The organism is Pseudomonas sp. RIT-PI-o (genome assembly GCF_001297215.1).
GTDB lineage: Bacteria > Pseudomonadota > Gammaproteobacteria > Pseudomonadales > Pseudomonadaceae > Aquipseudomonas > Aquipseudomonas moraviensis_A.
Genome location: NZ_LHPA01000016.1, coordinates 76762 through 94194, shown reverse-complemented (window position 1 = coordinate 94194; position 17433 = coordinate 76762). Strand labels below are relative to the sequence as shown.

Genomic DNA, 17433 nt, shown 5'->3' with positions numbered 1-17433 from the left:
CACCTCGATCAGGGATCAGATGACCGGGCACGCAAATGGCTGCGTGTACGACCGAAAAAAGGAATTTCGAGATGACTGATCAAGAGAAATTATCGGCACCGCTAACGCCTGCCGATGCCCCGGCCAATCCTGCGACAGGCAGTGGTCTCCAGATACGCGAGGTCACCAACGGTAGAGGTGATTTCATACAGGACGGTGGCATCAGCTACGACAGCAATCTGACAATCAGCGGCTCGGCCTCTCCGAGAGAATATGTTGAGATATGGGATTGGGGGCAACCCGTTACCTCGTCTTATGCTGATCTGCGAGGCCTCTTCATCGCCAAACTGCCCGCTCAGCTGCCCGGGCCGCATTCGTACACAGCGACCAATGTTGGCGGGGACATTTCGCCGCCATGGACGGTCATCGTCGAGGGAGTGACCGCGCCGGTAATTGAAACGGTATACGGACCTGACGGAGAGCCCATCAACGACGGTCAGAGAACATTTCATAATGAACTGAACTTCATTGGCCGGGGCACACCTGGTCGAACCGTGGACCTGTTGAACAACGGCACGGTGATCAAGCTTCTGAACATCGACCCAAACGGGCACTGGAGCGCCAGACTCGAAGACCTTAAACCAGGCACGCAACTCTTTGTCGCAAGGGACCCCACCGGGCTCGTATCGCCGTCATGGCGGGTTGTGGTAACCAAACCGAGTGTGCTGGCAATCAAGTTCGTCATCGGTCAGGAGCAGTTTCAGGAGATCGAGAATCAAGGCATCACGACTGATAGAGCTGTCACTGTTGTCGGTACGGGTATCCCTCACGAGACGGGGTGGATTGTTGACTACAACAACAATCTTGTCCCCTTCGCAGTCGATGAACACGGTGTCAACAGCGCGACCATCACGGATCTGGCCGTTAATCATGTGCATACTTTGCGCTGTAAATCCGATACGGGGCGACTGTCTGCACCTTGGGCGATCAGAGTCGTTTCGTCGAAGCTCTAAGCGTCGTTCACTGCATCAGCGCTGAGGTAATCAGAGATCCACGACGCCACGGCGCCGTGGATCTGTTTCAGGGTGATCGCCACGGATTGGCAACGCACGATCGTTCTCAAGCAATCGCATCCCGAGACCTTGATCTTCCCTGAAACATCCGGCAACTTTCGCGCTTCTTAATAAAAGGAGCAGCCGATGTCCGGTTCAATGGCCCAGGCGTTCGCGCACAACTTCTTAGGGCAGTCGCCACGCTGGTACAAGGCGACCATTGTCGGTTTCCTCATTCTCAATGCCGTGGTGCTGTTCACCGTCGGCCCGGTCGCGGCGGGCTGGCTGTTGGTGATCGAGTTCATCTTCACCCTGGCCATGGCGCTCAAGTGCTATCCGTTGATGCCGGGCGGTCTGTTGTTGATTGAAGCGCTGTTGCTGAAGATGACCACGCCGCAAGCGCTGTATGACGAGTTGCTGCACAACTTTCCGGTGATCCTGCTGCTGATGTTCATGGTGGCCGGTATTTACTTCATGAAGGATCTGCTGCTGTTTCTGTTTTCGCGACTGCTACTGGGCGTGCGCTCGAAAGCCATCCTGGCGTTGATGTTCTGCTTTTTATCGGCATTCCTCTCCGCGTTTCTTGATGCGTTGACCGTGACGGCGGTGATCATCAGTGCGGCGGTGGGTTTTTATTCGGTCTATCACCGGGTCGCCTCGGGCAATGATCCGCGTCAGGACAGCGAGTTCAGTGACGACCGCCACCTGCCGACGCTGCACCACGAAGACCTCAATCAATTTCGCGCTTTCCTGCGCAGTCTGTTGATGCACGGCGCAGTCGGCACAGCGCTCGGTGGCGTCTGCACGTTGGTTGGCGAGCCGCAGAACCTGCTGATCGGCCATGAGATGGGCTGGCATTTTGGCGAGTTCTTCCAGAAGATCGCCCCGGTATCGCTGCCGGTGCTGGCGGCCGGTCTTGTGACCTGTGTGTTGCTGGAAAAACTGCGCTGGTTCGGATATGGCACGCTGCTGCCGGATAACGTGCGCGCCGTGCTGGCCAACTATGCTGCCCAGGACGATGCCGAACGTACGCCCCGGCAAACCGCCGCGCTATTGGTGCAGGGTGCGGCGGCGCTGATTCTGATTGGATGCCTGGCGTTCCATCTCGCCGAAGTCGGGCTCATCGGTCTGATGGTGATTGTCTTGATTACTGCGTTCAGCGGGATCACTGACGAACATCGCTTGGGCAGCGCGTTCAAGGATGCAATGCCGTTTACCGCACTGCTGGTGGTGTTTTTTGCCGTGGTAGCGGTGATTCATGATCAGCAACTGTTCGCCCCGCTGATCCAGTGGGTGCTGGCGTTACCGGTGGATCAACAGCCGGGGATGTTGTTTATCGCCAACGGCCTGCTCTCGGCGATCAGCGACAACGTATTTGTCGCGACCATTTACATCACCGAAGTGAAACAGGCATTTCTTGCCGGGCACATGAGTCGCGAGCATTTCGAGACATTGGCGATTGCGATCAACACCGGGACCAATCTGCCGAGTGTGGCGACACCGAACGGTCAGGCCGCATTTTTGTTCCTGCTGACCTCGGCGATCGCCCCGCTGGTGCGTTTGTCCTACGGGCGCATGGTGTGGATGGCCCTGCCCTACACCGTGGTGATGGGCTTGCTGGGCTGGTATGCAGTGAGTTACTGGCTGTAACTGACACTGCAAACCCCATGTAGGAGTGAGCCTGCTCGCGATAGCGGTGTGTCAGCCACCATTTCGTTTGCTGATACGCCGCCATCGCGAGCAGGCTCACTCCTACAGTTTTTTCTGTGTGAATCAGTGCGGGAGAATGTACTTTTCGATCGCCTGCGCCACGCCGTCTTCGGTGTTGGATGCGGTGACGACGTCGGCCTGGCGCTTGACCGCTTCTTCGGCCTGCCCCATGGCAATCGACAACCCGGCGCATTTGAACATCGCCGGGTCGTTGCCGCCGTCGCCGATGACCGCCGTTTGCTCCAGCGGCACGCCGAGGTATTCGGCAATCGCCGTCAGCGCGGTGCCCTTGTTGGCCTCCAGCGCGGTGACGTCGAGATACACCGGTTGCGAGCGCGACACCTGGGCCATACCGTTGACCTTCGGCAACAGCTGCGCCTCCAGTTCGATCAACAACTGAGTGTTATTGCTGGTGGCGACGATCTTGTCGATCCGCTCCAGATACGGTTCAAAACTCTCCACCACCACCGGCGGATAGCCGAGGCCACTCTGTTCGCGCGGGACCATCGGCCCGTGCGGGTCCTTGAGCAGCCAGTCGCCGCCGCTGAACACCCAGACTTCCACGTCCGGCTGATCGGCAAACAGTGCCAGTGCGATCAGCGCCGTGGTGGCCGGCAAATAATGCGCGGCCAACAGCGTGCCGTCCGGTTTGACGATGGTGCCGCCATTGAATGCCGCTGTCGGCAGATCAACGCCCAGCGCTTCGATCTGCTGCAGCATGGCTTTGGGTGGACGCCCGCTGGCGAGGCTGAACAGCACGCCGGCCTCGCGCAATGAGCGCACGGCGGCAATGGTGCGTTGGCTCAGCGTGTGATCCGGCAGCAACAAGGTGCCGTCCATATCGCTGAGCAGAAAACCGATGGGTTGTTTCGTCAAGTCACTCATCCCAGACCATGCCAGACGCGGCCATCGCGAGTCAGGAGATCTTCCGCTGCTTGCGGGCCATCGTCGCCGGCCGCATACAACTCGACGCTGGCGTCCTGCTGCCAGGCATCAAGGAATGGCTGCACGGCTCTCCAACCGTTCTCGATGTTGTCGGCACGCTGGAACAGCGTCTGATCGCCGGTCAGGCAGTCGTAGATCAAGGTTTCATAACCGGTCGAAGGCTGCATCTCGAAGAAATCCTTGTAGGCAAAACCCAGCTCGATATTGGCCATGTTCAGCGCCGGCCCCGGCCGCTTGGCCAGCAGGTCGAACCACATGCCTTCATTCGGCTGGATCTGGATGCGCAGGTAAGTCGGCTGCAACTCGTCGACTTCGGTGTCGCGGAACTGTGCATACGGCGCCGGTTTGAAGCAGATGACGATCTCGGTGTCGCGCACGCTCATGCGCTTGCCGGTGCGCAGGTAGAACGGCACGCCGACCCAACGCCAGTTGTCGATCATCACCTTCAGTGCCACGTAGGTTTCGGTGCTGCTGTCGGGCGAGACGTTGGCTTCCTGGCGATAACCGTTCAACGGCTTGCCGTCGCGCTCGCCCGCCGTGTATTGGCCACGTACCGAGTTGGCTCGCGCTTCGTCGGTGGTCCAGGGACGAATCGCCCCCACTACCTTGGCCTTCTCACCCCGCACCGCATCGGCGCCAAACGCAGCTGGCGGTTCCATGGCCACCATGGCGAGCAGCTGGAACAGATGATTGGGCACCATGTCGCGCAACGCGCCGGTGTGTTCGTAAAAACTGCCACGGGTTTCGACGCCGACGGTTTCCGCCGCCGTGATCTGCACGTGGTCGATGTAATGGTTGTTCCAGAACGCTTCGAACAGGCTGTTGGAGAACCGGCTGACGAGAATGTTCTGCACGGTTTCCTTACCCAGGTAATGGTCGATCCGGTAGATCTGCTTCTCGCTCATGACCTTGAGCAGGCACGCGTTCAAGGCTTCGGCGGTCTGCAGATCGGAGCCGAACGGCTTCTCGATCACCACCCTTCTGAACGCTTCGGGAGTTTCTTCAAGCAAACCGGCGCTGCCGAGCCGGCGCACCACTTCACTGAAGAAACGCGGCGCGGTGGCCAGGTAGAACACCGCATTGCCGGTGCCGCTGTCGGCGATTTTCGCCGCCAGGGCTGAATAAGTGCTGTCGTCCAGGAAGTCGCCCTGGACGTAGCTGATACCTTTGGCGAGCTTGGCCCACAAGGCCGGATCAAGCATCTGATCGCCGTTGCCGACCTTCGCCGCCACTTCGGTACGGATGAAGTCTTCGAGCTTCTGCGCGAAGGCTTCATCGGTAATGGCGTTGTGGTCAACGCCGACGATCCGCAGATTGTCGTCGAGCAGGCCGTCGCGACTTAGGTTGTACAGCGCCGGCATCAGCAAGCGCTTGACCAGGTCGCCGTGGGCACCGAACAAAAACAGCGTGGTCGGTGGTGCCGGTTCTGCCTTGGATTTTCTGCGGATCGTACGGGTCATTTTTTCGCTGTCTCCACGTGGCCGCCGAAGCCGAAGCGTTGTGCCGACAGGATCTTGTCACCGAAGGTGCCCTGCCCGCGCGAGCGGTAACGGGAGAACAGCGAGTTGGACAGCACCGGCACCGGCACCGCTTGCTCCATCGCCGCCTCGATGGTCCATTGGCCTTCGCCGCTGTCGGCTACCGAGCCGGAGAAGCCGTCGAGCTTCGGATCGCTGGCCAGCGCATCGGCGGTCAGGTCGAGCAGCCACGAAGACACCACGCTGCCACGACGCCAGACTTCCGCGATGTCGGCCACGTTCAGGTCGAAACGCTGATCTTCCGGCAAACGTTCGCTGGATTTGGTCTTGAGAATGTCGAAGCCTTCGGCGAACGCGGCCATCATGCCGTACTCGATGCCGTTGTGAATCATCTTGACGAAGTGCCCGGCACCGGCAGGACCGGCATGGATGTAGCCGTGCTCGGCGCGGTGGTCATCGGACTTGCGATCCTTGGTGCGCGGGATGTCGCCCATGCCCGGCGCCAGTGCGGCAAACAGCGGGTCGAGGCGCTGCACGGTTTCGGCGTCGCCGCCGATCATCATGCAATAACCGCGTTCCAGGCCCCAGACGCCGCCGGAGGTACCGACGTCGATGTAGTGCAGGCCTTTCTCGTTGAGCGTCTTGGCCCGACGAATGTCATCCTTATAGTTGGTGTTGCCGCCGTCGATGATGGTATCGCCGGGTTCGAGCAGTTCGCTCAGGGTGTTGATGGTGTCTTCGGTCGGCGCGCCGGCCGGCAACATGACCCAGACAGCGCGTGGCTTGTCGAGGCCGGCGACCAGGGCCGGCAAGTCGGCGACGCCGGTGGAGCCCTCGGCGACCAGGTTATCGATGAAAGCGGTATTGCGGTCGTAAACAACGGTGGTGTGCCCGTTGAGCATCAGACGTCGCGCAATATTGCCGCCCATGCGGCCCAGTCCAATAATCCCGAGTTGCATGTGCTGATGCTCCTTACTACAAATAAATGTGTGTCATTGGTTATAGCCCAACGCGACTGATGGAGGTTAGTCCAGAGCGTTGCGATGAAGTTTCCGGGCATTGTGCCCGATCCAGAGTGATAACGCCCCGAATCCTGCCGAAGACACACCGACCATGAAAAATAAAAAAGTTCCCTTCTTGGGCAAAAGAAATCAAAATTGGCGCCGATAGTAAGTCAAGCGCCTCGGAACGAGGAGTGACTTACAGTTGATGCACGCCATTTGCGAGGTGAGCAATGGGCACAGTACACACAGCAATGCCGCCACAAACCCTCTACGTTACGATCCGTCGCGACGAATTGCGCGAGTTGAAAGACGAGCGCGACCTGTTGAAGCACGAATTGGCGCAATTGCGCGCACTGACCCAGGGCTCGCAGCCGCAACCACGCCCGGTTGTGCAGCGCGCGCGCCACGCCTGACCCCCGCCTGCTTCGGGAGCGGCGCCCGTCGTTCCCGACACACTGCACCTCTGACCGCTTGATGCCAGATTTAAGCGGCGCTTAACAAATCTTTCACATTGCCTTGGGGATACTCCGCCCCATTCTGGCCGTACCTGCGTGTACGGCCTCTGTTCGTCGGTGTCATGGAAGCTTTCCGGCGTGGGTTTGATGATTGAGCTGGAGCGCTGAATGGCATTGTTCAAACGCAGCAAAACGACTGCGACCGGTTTCGACTGGGCCGGATTCATCTGGCTGTTCGTTTTCTTCTGGTACTTCTCGGGTATCACCCAACTGCTGATCCAGCTGACCGGCACATCCGGCTTCACCGGATTCCGTCAGGCCTTCGTGATGAGCGCGCTGTGGCTGGCGCCGATGTTGCTGTTCCCCAGACAGACTCGCCTGCTCGCGGCGATCATCGGCGTGGTGCTGTGGGCCTGCTCGATGGCCAGCCTCGGTTACTTCTTCATCTATCAGCAGGAATTCTCGCAGAGCGTCATCTTCATCATGTTCGAGTCGAACGTGTCGGAAGCCGGCGAGTACATGACGCAGTATTTCGCCTGGTGGATGATCCCGGCGTTCCTCGCCCATACCGCCTTCGCTTACTTTTTGTGGACGCGCCTGCGCCCGGTGTACATGCCGCGTGGTCGCGCGCTGGTAGCGGCGACGGCAATCGTGATCGCCGTGGTCGGCTACCCGCTGGTCAAGCAAACCCTGCGCATGGGCACCTTCGCCCAAGGCTTCGAGAAATTCGAAACCCGCATCGAGCCAGCGGTGCCATGGCAGATGGCCGTGGCGTATCACCGCTATCAGGAAACCCTCGCCGACATGCAGGGCATGCTCGACAGCGCGAGCCAGATCCCGCCGCTGAAAAACCTCAAGGACGCCTCGGCCGGGCAGCCGGCGACCCTGGTGCTGGTCATCGGTGAATCGACCAACCGTCAGCGCATGAGTCTCTACGGTTATCCGCGCACCACCACGCCGGAACTGGACAAGCTCAAGGATCAACTGGCGATCTTCGACAACGTCATCACCCCGCGCCCCTACACCATCGAAGCGTTGCAGCAGGTGCTGACCTTCGCCGATGAGCAGAATCCGGATCTGTACCTGTCGACGCCATCGCTGGTCAGCGTGATGAAACAGGCGGGCTACAAGACCTTCTGGATCACCAACCAGCAGACCATGACCAAGCGCAACACCATGCTCACGACCTTCTCCGAACAGGCCGACGAACAGGTGTACCTGAACAACAACCGCAACCAGAACGCCGCGCAGTACGACGGCGACGTCATCGAGCCGTTCAACAAGGCGCTGGCCGATGCGGCGCCCCGCAAGCTGATCGTCGTGCACCTGCTCGGCACGCACATGAGCTACCAGTACCGCTATCCGCCAACTTTCGACAAGTTTCACGATCGCCAGGGCGTACCCGCCGGCGTGCGTGACGATCAACTGCCGACCTACAACAGCTACGACAACGCCGTGCTGTACAACGACTTCGTGGTGTCGAGCCTGATCAAGGATTACGCCAAATCCGATCCGAACGGCTTCTTGCTGTACCTCTCCGACCACGGCGAAGACGTCTTCGACTCGGCTGGCCACAGCACCCTGGGCCGCAACGAAAACAAACCGACCGCGCCGATGTACACCATCCCGTTCATGGCCTGGGCCTCGCCAAAGTGGAAGGAAAACCACGACTGGAACTTCGCCGGCGACCTCAGCCGCCCGTACAGCAGCTCGCAGTTCATCCACACCTGGGCCGATCTGGCCGGGTTAAGCTCAGATGAACTGGATCGCAGCAAGAGCCTGGTCAGCGACAGCTTCGTGCCGCGCAAGCTGTTGATTGGCGATCCGTACCAGACGGCGAAACGCGCGTTGATTGACTTCAGTTTGATGAAGCCGAAGAAACCCGAAACGACTATCGCGGACGCGGTGGAGCGGTAACATCGCGTCGGGAACTGCAGGCACGAGAGTCATTGAAGATCTCCCGGCCTGATCCCTTGAAAAGCTCTGTGTCGAAAGATGCAGGGCTTTTTTTGTTCAAGGGCCTGGAACCATGGAACTCGAGAGCGATGACATCGCTTGAACGCTGTACCGTACGTCGGATTTCAGCTCGCACCTGTCAGGTTTGACAGGTGTGCAATCACGCCAATGCGCTTTCAATCATTCCGTTGACTAACCGAACGGAGCGCGCGCCATGTCCGATCCATCACCTGATGCCCTGAAGCCGATTTACTTTCCTGCCCTGACAACCCTTGACCCTAAGGATGGCTATGACGGCGGTATCCCCATTCGTGCTGTAGAAAATGGTTTGCAAGTGGTCATCCCCGCCTGGATTGAAATGAAACTCCAGCAGCGGGTCGATTTTTTCTGGAACAACAAGGACGATGAGGTGTGGAGCAAGACGCTCGAACACGAGTCCGAGCTCAATCGTGATGTGACGTTCACCCTGCCCAAGGGGTTTGTGGTCGATGGGGACGTCATCGACGTGTTCTACAGGATTTCCGGCAAGAACCATCCCGTCGAAGAGTCCACTCCCCGGCTGAAGCTATTGGTCAAACTCACCCGTCCCGGTGAATACGACGACAATGCTGAAGAGGACGGCCACTCCGACCTCAATTTCTCCCTCGATCGCTACGAAATCGACGATCGTTTTACAGACAAAGACGTGGTGACGATGAGCATCGTCCGCTATCGCAACCTGACCAAATTCGACCGCATCCACGCCCGTTGGGGCAGCCAGAAAAAGGTTCATCTCGTTACCGAGGAGCAAGCGCTGGATCCGTTGAAAAAACCGATCGACATCACCTTCGATTACGACCTGATCCAGGCCGCCGGCGATGGACCTGCCGTGGCCGTGGCTTATCAGGTGGTCGACCGTTGCGGCAACTATCCGGATGAACGCGCGCCCTGGTCGGCGGTACAGTCGGTGCTGGTGGATATGAACGGTGACCGACTGAAGCCACCGCTGGTGCTGGTCAAAGGCCAGCCGACCACTCGTGTGGATCTCGACGAACTGGGTGACGACGACGTCAAAGTGCACGTATCCACACCAGATGCCGACTTCAACGTGGGCGATGGAGTGCTACTGACCTGGATCGGCACCCCTGCCCAAGGCCCGCAAATTATCGTCGGCCCCTTATCGATGCCGGTGCAGTTCGTGGACTTTCATCTCGAGTTCAGCATCCCGAACGCGGCCGTGCGCGCCATCGCCAAGGGCAGTGCATCGGTGGGCTTTGTCCGGCGCCGTGACAATGAAGCCGACCGCCCTTCGAGAAACGCCAGCGTCAACGTTGTGGGCGACATCAGCCAACTGCGCGCGCCTACCGTTAATGAGGCGCCTGGCGGAACGTTGCCCGTCGACACGCAGTGGGCAACCGTGACGATTCCCTGGTACGCCGGCCGCAACCGCAATGATGATCTGAACCTGATCTGGGAGGCGAAGGCGCCCGGCGGCGACACCGTTTACTACGAGGACCCGCGCCCGGTTGGCAGCGTTCCGGAAAATGACCCGGTAGAGCGCAGCGTAGACAACGCCAATATCCAGCGTTTCAAGGGGCTGAGCGTCAAGGTCTACTACGTGATCACCAACAGCGAAACCGCCCTGCTCAGCGTGCGCGAATCACTGCCGTTCATCATGCAGGTGGGCGTGCCGATGCCGACCTTTGATCGCCCGGAAGTCGAAGAAGCAGACGAGAACGACGTGCTGAATCCGGACGAAGTGCCGCCGACCGGCGCAACTATGGTCCTGACCCACACCGAGACCCTGGACAAAGACCGGTTCAACTTCTACTGGAAGGGTTCGGCCAGCGGCGGCAGCTTCAGCGACCATATCGACTTGATCCCCGCCACCGCCGGCAAGCCCGTGCGGGTGACAGTGCCGAAACAGTACGTCACGGCCAACCGTGACGGCACAGTGACGGCGGACTACAGCGTTCAGCGGGCGGGGGAAACGTTGGGGTATTCGCGGGAGTTGGTACTGCGGATTGGGGTGGCGCTGGATCTGAAAGAGCCCAGCATCAAGGAAGCCGACCACAACACTCTCGATCCGTTCGCGGCCCGAGACACCCTGACGGCTGTGATTGCGGCCTATTCAAACATGATCGGTACCCAAGTCACTGTGACCTGGAGCGGCACACCCGGTGAGGGCAGCGTAACAACCGACCCAATCGAGATCACCGAGCAAGCAGACAAGGAAATTCCCCTGCCCAATTCAGTGGTTGCCTTCAACCTGGGTAAAAATGTGGGGGTAATTTACACCGTCATTCGCAACGGGGTGCCACAGGACTCGGAGGAATTATCTCTGACTGTGTTGCCGATTGCTGATGGCGATAAGAATCTGCCGACGCCAGCCATTGATGGTGCGGTGGGCGATGAGCTGGATGTGACACGGCTGGAGGAAGGTGCGCAACTGCGGATCGAGAAATGGATGTTGCAGGCTGTGGGCCAGTGCATTTGGCTTTGCTACAACGGGACTGACAAGAATGGTGAGGCTGTAGAGAAAGTGTTTTGGGCTGGTGAAGCGCATCAACAGGCGGAGGGGTTGGTGACGGCGGCGCAGGTTGCGTTATTGCGGGAGCTTGAGGATGGAAGCCCGCTTAAGATTACATTCAAGTTGAACTATGACAAGGTGGCGAATGTTGACATGGCGGTGGGTTTCCCGGTGAGGATGTATACCGTCAAAACCGTCCAGGAGGTTGTACCGACCATTGATTCGGTCAAAGGCTCAGCCAGCGGTACCGAAATACCACCGGGCCATTACACAGGGGAAACCAGCGTAATCCTCAGTGGTGTCGCTGCCATAGGCCAGAAAGTCGAAATCTTCGACTGGGGTAACTCCAAAGGTCAAGCGATGGCCGATGCCAAAACAGGTATTTGGGAGAAGTCTGTAACTGGCCTGGCTAAAGCGGAGCACAGCATTTCCGTACAGGCTCTGTATGGTTCAGGCGCGGTGTCAGAACCGAGAAATTTTACAGTGCTTGACATTTTTTATCACTTTACAAACTTTACTAATTATAAGTGGAATGGTTGGGAAAATTTTCCGCTGGGTTCTGGAGGAGTGGTCGCCGCGCCTAACATGTATTGGCAAGCGAAACTATTCTCAACTGGTTCACCGCCACATGAGAGGGTGGGAATCAAACGATCATTCAAGGTATTAAAGCGCAACGTCACTTATCAAGTAAGCATAAAATACAAATACCTTGCCGTTCCCAATGCAGCCGCCGGCAACCTAGAAGTAAAAATTAACAATAAGATTATCATTTCAAAAAACAACATTCAGCCAGCCGACTGGACGACGGCTACAGGTACATACACAAGCACCACCACCAACCAGGAAACACCAATGGTAATAGGTTGTTATCATTCTCACCCAGATAATAAAATCGTACCGCTGTGCCTGGACGACATAGCAGTGAAGGAACTCCTATAACCAATTAAAAAATTCAAATTTAATTTTGGTTAAATTGAGTTTTTCCTAATCAATAATTAAAAGCGGAGTGACTACATTTTTTATTGAAAGATCGCAGCCTTAGGTAGTTTCTAAAAAATTCATTGTAGGAACTATCACAGGCTACGATCTTTTTGCTTGGAGAAACCTGGAAGACTGTCAACGCGCATAGCATCGCTTTCTACAAAGAATCCAGTCAAACTCCGGCAGACTGCAGCGGTTGGCTGCCCTGCCCTCACCCCCAATCCTCGCGACCCTTTCACGACTCATTCGAGATAGGTTTGACGGGTTGGAGATCCTAGGCTCGCATCGCTATGCCTGCATACTCCTTTTCTAACGCTCCGCTCGTTGGTGGCTGTGTGCGTGACATTTGGAACACCAAGTGAATTGGTGCCGGTATTTCAACACGTGTTCACCTCGCCCCTCCGCCACACACGAACATCGGCTCGCGGCAATGGTCAGCCAGTGTTTTATCCCGAACACAAAGACTGACCGAGCCTGAAACTCTACCCCAGCCCTACCGCACGTCGGATTCCAGCCCGCACCTGTCAGATCTGACAGGTGCGCAATCAAAACAAAAGTTCTTTAATACTAACTCCAACGAACGGAGTTTTAATCATGCCCACCAATTCAGTCTCAGAAACAATTATCGACCTCACAGACTTCAACGACAAGACCTACAATGGCTGGGAGTCAGGGCCAGCGGGAGCGCAATTTGAGTTTGTAGGCGCTGATGGCGGTTTTTATATATTTAGCAATATGACGGAGAATCAACAGCTTTCAGGAACTTACCTACAAAAAGAAATCACCACTGAGCCAAATTGCAGGTACGAACTTGAAGTTGTAGCGAGAGCTTCAGTTGTTGATGGTAGAGGTCCCGCTGGAATTCAATATTTCGCAGCGGGAGAGGACTTGTTTATTGATGTAATTGACAGACCAGCCTGGGGCTCTCTGCGAGTGCCTTTTATCGCTGAAACAGAAATAACGTTAATTCAACTATATAAGCCCAATACCGATCCGGATTACACCGCAAACTTTGACCTTAATTCAATAACCATCTTCAAATCTGGAGTCCAGTAAGCAGCACTGCTGAAGGAGGCAGGTGTGACACAATGGATCGTCACCGGAAGCTCTGCCCTCCGCCCAATCGGACGCGGCGCGCCTTGGCTTAATGCGCGCCGCGTCCGACAGCAATGCCCCTGCAACACGCTGCAAAACCTTCACTGAACGAGCGTTAACCCCGCGTTAATTCAGGCCTCCCAGACTCTCTTCCGAGATCTGCTTCATGGATGAACGGCTCCACTTGTTCAGTAGGAGGCACCATGAAAATCACTACCGCAATGCTTGCCGGGCTGTTTGCCTTGGGTTCCGCCAGCGTCTTCGCCGAAGGCGGCGCTGAGCGCATGCGTTATTACTACGACAATTTCCCGGTCCAGCACGCTCAGAGCGAGCAGAAGAGCGACGCCAATGCGAAAGAAATTCGCGTGCCCGCTGACCAGACGGCGCAGGTGACCGAGGCTTATCGCGACTGAGTTTTACCGAGCAACCGATGGACCTTCCGTGGCTCCGCTCTGGCCCGGGAGATGACAGTTGAGGCGCCCTGCCTGGGGCGCCTTTTTTTATGGTCAGGCGGATATGTGTCCGGCTCGTGATCAGCGGTGAATTCGCCCCTCACCCCAGCCCTCTCCCGAGGGAGAGGGAGCTGATTCGCGTGCAATTCAAATCCTGAATTCAACCCCAATGGTTCAGGTCGGCGTATTTCGTAAATTCGACTCGGTCAGTCCCCTCTCCCTCTGGGAGAGGGTTAGGGTGAGGGGCTTTTCAGGCTTGCAAAGCCTTTATCCAGAACCTGCACAGGGTTATTTGTAGGAGCTGACGAGTGCAACGAGGCTGCGATCTTTTGCGGTCAGTGGCCCCAAATCAACTCTTCAGTCCAGCCCAGTTCAGCGAAGTCTTCGGCACGCAATGCCCTTTCGCCGACACAGAAAAACTCATCCAGCTGCGGTGGCTTGACGGTCGTGCCGCTGAGCATCGCATGCACCTGCCCGCGATGGTGGATCTGGTGTTCGAACAGGTGCGAAAGCATGCGCAAGCGGCTGTCGTGTTGCGGTGTTTCGCGTGCGATGGTGACGATTCGCGGCAGATCGGCATCGCGCAGTTGTTCGCAATAAGCGATCAGCCGACGGTCGACTCGAGCCTGTTCTTCACGCAGCGCGGTGGCGTCGGTAAGCGGCTCGTTTTCGTTGAAGAACACGTAGCAATCCGGGTGCGGCTCGTCACCACGCAATTCGCGCTCCAGCGCGTCGACGTAGAACCAGTCGCAAGTGAGGATGTGGTTGAGGGTCAGGCGGATGCCGGGAAAGAAACTCACTCTTGGCGCAGCCAGGTCCGCCGCGTCGAGCTGGCTCCAGGCCTTGGCCAGGCGATGATTGGCCCAGGCGTTCTGGTAGGCCATGGTCAGCAAATGATGGGACAGCGGTTGGCTCATGTCGGCGCCCTCCTTTCAAGCTTCGGCGTAACGCTGCAACTGCATCTCCTGCAAGCGGCTGAGGGTGCGACGGAACGGGAATTCCAGATAGCCCTCGGTGTACAGCGCGTCCATCGGCACGCTGGCCTCGACGTACAGCGGCACTTTGCGGTCGTAGCATTCGTCGACCAGCGCGATAAAACGCCGTACGCCGTCGTCATGCACCGACAACTGTGGCAGCTCGCGGTCGCCGGCCACCACACGTTGCGCGCCATCTTCGGTGCCGCGCGCGATGCGCCCCTCACGTTTCTGCGCGCTCAGATTCGGCACTTCGCTCAACAGAATAGCCCGGTAGCGATCACACAGCGCGATGAAGTCCATGGCGGCGAAAGGTTGTTCGCACAGATCACGGTAACGGCACCACAGCACGGATTCGCTGGCCTGCACCACGTTCAGCATGCGATGACCCACGGCGACAGGCTCTTCACTGCAGATTTCACTGGAAACCAGTGATTTGAACACGCCATCCAGCGCACTCGGCGAATCGGTTGCGCTGACAAAATAGCGCTGTTCGATCGCCCCCGGATGCAGGCGATGATCCTCGGCGCCATTCACCGCCACCACCTGCATATGCGCTTTGATCGCCGTAATCGCCGGGGTGAAGCGATCGCGGTTGAAGCCGTCGGCGTACAGATCATCCGGCGGTAGATTGGACGTGCAAACGATCACCACGCCTTCGTCGAACATCACCTGGAACAAGCGCCCGAGAATGATCGCGTCGCCGATGTCATTGACGAACAGTTCATCGAAACACAGAACGCGCACTTCGCCAGCCAATTCTTTGGCCAGGGCACGCAGCGGATCGGCGATGCCGCTCAGTTGAAAAGAACGCTGATGCACCCAGCCCATGAAGTGATGAAAGTGCTGACGCCGGGCCGGCACGCGCAGGGTCTGATAGAACTGATCCATCAGCCAGGTCTTGCCGCGCCCGACCGGCCCCCACAGGTACACGCCACTGACCGAACGGGCACCGGCGTGCAAGGCTTCGTGGCATTTCTGCAAGGCCCAGACTGCGTGTTCCTGGGCTTCATCCTGGATGAAACCCTTGTGGTCAACGGCGTATTGCCAGGCACTGAGGGGGGAGTCGAAAGTCATGCGCGGGAGTATGCCATGGGCGGTTTTCCATTGCTGGTCGAGGCACGTGAATGATCCGCATGTGGGAGCGAGCCTGCTCGCGAAGGCGTCGTGTCAGCCGATACAAATATTCACTGATACACCGCTTTCGCGAGCAGGCTCGCTCCCACAGAGCAGTAAAACCTGACCTTTCAGGCAGTTATTGCTCGTTGCCCTCGCCGTCCGCTTGCGGCATTCTGCGCACCCATTTTCTGACCCGGCCCCGCCTCGCGGCGCGCACCTGACCATGACCGCCTCCGATAAAGCCCCGCGCAACAACGACCTGATCTACGGCCTAAACGACCGTCCGCACCTGACCGCCACCGTGTTCGCCGCGCTGCAACACGTACTGGCGAGCTTCGTCGGCATCATCACCCCGACCCTGATCATGGGCGGCGCCCTCGGTCTGCACAGTGAAATCCCTTACCTGATCAGCATGGCGCTGTTCGTTTCCGGGCTCGGCACTTTCGTCCAGGCCAAGCGATTCGGCCCGGTCGGTTCGGGTCTGCTGTGTCTGCAAGGCACCAGTTTTTCCTTTATCAGTGTGATTCTCAGCGCCGGTTTCATGGTCAAGGCGCGCGGCGGCGGCACTGATGAAATCCTGTCGACGATCTTCGGTGTGTGCTTTTTCGCCGCGTTCATCGAAGTGGTACTCAGCCAGTTCATCGGCAAGCTGCGCATGCTGATCACTCCGGTGGTGACCGGCACGATCATCACCCTGATGGGCCTGTCGCTGATCAAAGTGGCAATGACTGATATCGCCGGCGGTTTCGGCGCGCCGGATCTGGGCGCGGCCAGCCATATCTTTCTCGCAGCGTTGGTGATCGGCACTATCGTCGTCCTGAACCGCGTCGACGTGCCCTTTCTGCGCCTGGGCGCGATCGTCATCGGCCTGACCCTTGGCTACGTGGTGGCCTGGCTGATAGGCACGGTGGATTTCGCTGCGATGCCCGAAGTGCCGCTGGTCAGCGTGCCGGTGCCGTTCAAGTACGGTTTCAACTTCGATTGGGTGGCGTTCGTGCCGGTGGCGGTGATTTTCCTGGTATCTCCGCTGGAGGCGGCCGGCGACCTGACCGCCAACTCGATGATCTCGCGGCAACCGGTCAAAGGCCCGTTGTACATCCGCCGGATCAAATCCGGCCTGCTCGCTGACGGTCTCAACTCGGCCATGGCGGCGGTGTTCAACAGCATGCCGATGGTGACCTTCGCGCAGAACAACGGCGTGATCCAGTTGACCGGCGTGGCCAGCCGGTACGTGGCGTTTTTCATCGCCGGCCTGCTGGTGTTGCTCGGTTTGTTCCCGATGATCGGCGCGGTGCTGCAACTGATGCCAAAACCGGTACTCGGCGGCGCTGAGCTGGTGATGTTCGGCACCGTCGCCGTGGCCGGGATCAAGATCCTCGCCGAGGCCGGCCTGCATCGACGCAACATGTTGATTGTGGCGATTTCGCTGGGCATGGGCCTTGGCATCGCCGCCGTACCGGAAGTGCTGCGCGAGCTGCCGCAAGCGCTGCGCAACATCTTCGAATCGCCGATCACCGTCGGCGCCTTGTGCGCTATCGTGCTGAACATCTTTCTGCCGGAAGAATTCATTGAGCTGGAAGAGGACGATTTCGATCCGGAAGCATCGATTCTGCAGGTCATGGAAAACCCCGACGTCGCCGCCAAAGCTGAACCCGGTCAACCGGCGGCTGTCGCACAATTGAACCGCTGACGTCGAGCCTTGAAAAAAAGGGCTGCACCGGCAA

The 17433-nt window shown here is 58.1% G+C and carries 13 protein-coding genes; 8 read left to right on the top strand and 5 right to left on the bottom strand.

Going from position 1 to position 17433, the window contains the following annotated elements; genetic code table 11:
- Window positions 1-71 precede the first annotated feature (71 nt).
- Window positions 72-992, top strand: a complete 921-nt coding sequence (locus AEQ63_RS06415) for a hypothetical protein (RefSeq protein WP_064362248.1) — start codon at window positions 72-74, stop codon at window positions 990-992.
- A 186-nt stretch (window positions 993-1178) separates the two neighbouring features.
- A complete protein-coding gene (nhaB, locus tag AEQ63_RS06410) occupies window positions 1179-2681 on the top strand; it encodes a sodium/proton antiporter NhaB (protein ID WP_042609902.1) in 1503 nt (500 codons plus the stop codon).
- A gap of 123 nt (window positions 2682-2804) precedes the next feature.
- Here nhaB and AEQ63_RS06405 read toward each other — a convergent pair whose 3' ends face one another.
- From AEQ63_RS06405 to gnd, 3 genes are read right to left on the bottom strand one after another with little or no spacing between them, the layout of a single operon-like run.
- Window positions 2805-3626, bottom strand: coding sequence for a Cof-type HAD-IIB family hydrolase (locus AEQ63_RS06405; RefSeq protein WP_064362246.1), 822 nt, complete (start codon window positions 3624-3626; stop codon window positions 2805-2807).
- A complete protein-coding gene (gene zwf / locus AEQ63_RS06400; RefSeq protein ID WP_064362244.1) occupies window positions 3623-5146 on the bottom strand; it encodes a glucose-6-phosphate dehydrogenase in 1524 nt (507 codons plus the stop codon). Before zwf ends, AEQ63_RS06405 begins: the two co-directional genes overlap by 4 nt.
- Window positions 5143-6123 carry a phosphogluconate dehydrogenase (NAD(+)-dependent, decarboxylating) gene (gnd, locus tag AEQ63_RS06395; protein ID WP_064362242.1) on the bottom strand — a complete coding sequence of 327 codons (981 nt, stop codon included), beginning with the start codon at window positions 6121-6123 and terminating at the stop codon, window positions 5143-5145. The genes zwf and gnd overlap by 4 nt, the downstream gene beginning before the upstream one ends.
- Window positions 6124-6398: 275 nt before the next feature.
- Here gnd and AEQ63_RS06390 point away from each other — a divergent pair, with 275 nt between their 5' ends.
- The 5 genes from AEQ63_RS06390 to AEQ63_RS06370 all read left to right on the top strand — a co-directional run bounded on the left by AEQ63_RS06390 (window position 6399) and on the right by AEQ63_RS06370 (window position 13577).
- Entirely contained in the window at window positions 6399-6581 is a 183-nt protein-coding gene (locus tag AEQ63_RS06390; RefSeq protein WP_042609898.1) for a DUF6026 family protein, read from the top strand.
- Window positions 6582-6791: 210 nt separating this feature from the next.
- On the top strand, window positions 6792-8540 hold the full coding sequence (locus AEQ63_RS06385) for a phosphoethanolamine transferase CptA (protein WP_064362240.1): 1749 nt from the start codon (window positions 6792-6794) through the stop codon (window positions 8538-8540).
- A gap of 253 nt (window positions 8541-8793) precedes the next feature.
- Window positions 8794-12027, top strand: a complete 3234-nt coding sequence (locus AEQ63_RS28740; RefSeq protein ID WP_064362238.1) for a hypothetical protein — start codon at window positions 8794-8796, stop codon at window positions 12025-12027.
- Window positions 12028-12663: 636 nt separating this feature from the next.
- The gene (locus tag AEQ63_RS06375) at window positions 12664-13125 is read left to right on the top strand and encodes a hypothetical protein (protein ID WP_064362236.1); all 462 of its coding nucleotides are present in this window, start codon (window positions 12664-12666) and stop codon (window positions 13123-13125) included.
- A 242-nt stretch (window positions 13126-13367) separates the two neighbouring features.
- Window positions 13368-13577: a hypothetical protein gene (locus AEQ63_RS06370; protein ID WP_064362234.1), complete on the top strand. Its 210-nt coding sequence runs from the start codon at window positions 13368-13370 to the stop codon at window positions 13575-13577.
- A 374-nt stretch (window positions 13578-13951) separates the two neighbouring features.
- Here the strand turns inward: AEQ63_RS06370 and AEQ63_RS06365 are convergent, their stop codons facing one another.
- Window positions 13952-14533, bottom strand: coding sequence for a DinB family protein (locus AEQ63_RS06365; protein ID WP_064362231.1), 582 nt, complete (start codon window positions 14531-14533; stop codon window positions 13952-13954).
- A gap of 15 nt (window positions 14534-14548) precedes the next feature.
- Window positions 14549-15667 carry a cell division protein ZapE gene (gene zapE, locus AEQ63_RS06360; RefSeq protein WP_064362230.1) on the bottom strand — a complete coding sequence of 373 codons (1119 nt, stop codon included), beginning with the start codon at window positions 15665-15667 and terminating at the stop codon, window positions 14549-14551.
- A 265-nt stretch (window positions 15668-15932) separates the two neighbouring features.
- On the opposite strand from zapE, the gene AEQ63_RS06355 reads away from it, so the two are divergent.
- Window positions 15933-17399: a nucleobase:cation symporter-2 family protein gene (locus AEQ63_RS06355; protein ID WP_064362228.1), complete on the top strand. Its 1467-nt coding sequence runs from the start codon at window positions 15933-15935 to the stop codon at window positions 17397-17399.
- Window positions 17400-17433 lie beyond the last annotated feature (34 nt).

What these genes read in the sequence shown, in the direction of transcription:
- AEQ63_RS06415 (WP_064362248.1), top strand. Translation starts at nt 72, where the DNA reads ATGACTGATCAAGAGAAATTATCGGCACCGCTAACGCCTGCCGATGCC.
- nhaB (WP_042609902.1), top strand. Translation starts at nt 1,179, where the DNA reads ATGTCCGGTTCAATGGCCCAGGCGTTCGCGCACAACTTCTTAGGGCAG.
- AEQ63_RS06405 (WP_064362246.1), bottom strand. Translation starts at nt 3,626, where the DNA reads ATGAGTGACTTGACGAAACAACCCATCGGTTTTCTGCTCAGCGATATG.
- zwf (WP_064362244.1), bottom strand. Translation starts at nt 5,146, where the DNA reads ATGACCCGTACGATCCGCAGAAAATCCAAGGCAGAACCGGCACCACCG.
- gnd (WP_064362242.1), bottom strand. Translation starts at nt 6,123, where the DNA reads ATGCAACTCGGGATTATTGGACTGGGCCGCATGGGCGGCAATATTGCG.
- AEQ63_RS06390 (WP_042609898.1), top strand. Translation starts at nt 6,399, where the DNA reads ATGGGCACAGTACACACAGCAATGCCGCCACAAACCCTCTACGTTACG.
- AEQ63_RS06385 (WP_064362240.1), top strand. Translation starts at nt 6,792, where the DNA reads ATGGCATTGTTCAAACGCAGCAAAACGACTGCGACCGGTTTCGACTGG.
- AEQ63_RS28740 (WP_064362238.1), top strand. Translation starts at nt 8,794, where the DNA reads ATGTCCGATCCATCACCTGATGCCCTGAAGCCGATTTACTTTCCTGCC.
- AEQ63_RS06375 (WP_064362236.1), top strand. Translation starts at nt 12,664, where the DNA reads ATGCCCACCAATTCAGTCTCAGAAACAATTATCGACCTCACAGACTTC.
- AEQ63_RS06370 (WP_064362234.1), top strand. Translation starts at nt 13,368, where the DNA reads ATGAAAATCACTACCGCAATGCTTGCCGGGCTGTTTGCCTTGGGTTCC.
- AEQ63_RS06365 (WP_064362231.1), bottom strand. Translation starts at nt 14,533, where the DNA reads ATGAGCCAACCGCTGTCCCATCATTTGCTGACCATGGCCTACCAGAAC.
- zapE (WP_064362230.1), bottom strand. Translation starts at nt 15,667, where the DNA reads ATGACTTTCGACTCCCCCCTCAGTGCCTGGCAATACGCCGTTGACCAC.
- AEQ63_RS06355 (WP_064362228.1), top strand. Translation starts at nt 15,933, where the DNA reads ATGACCGCCTCCGATAAAGCCCCGCGCAACAACGACCTGATCTACGGC.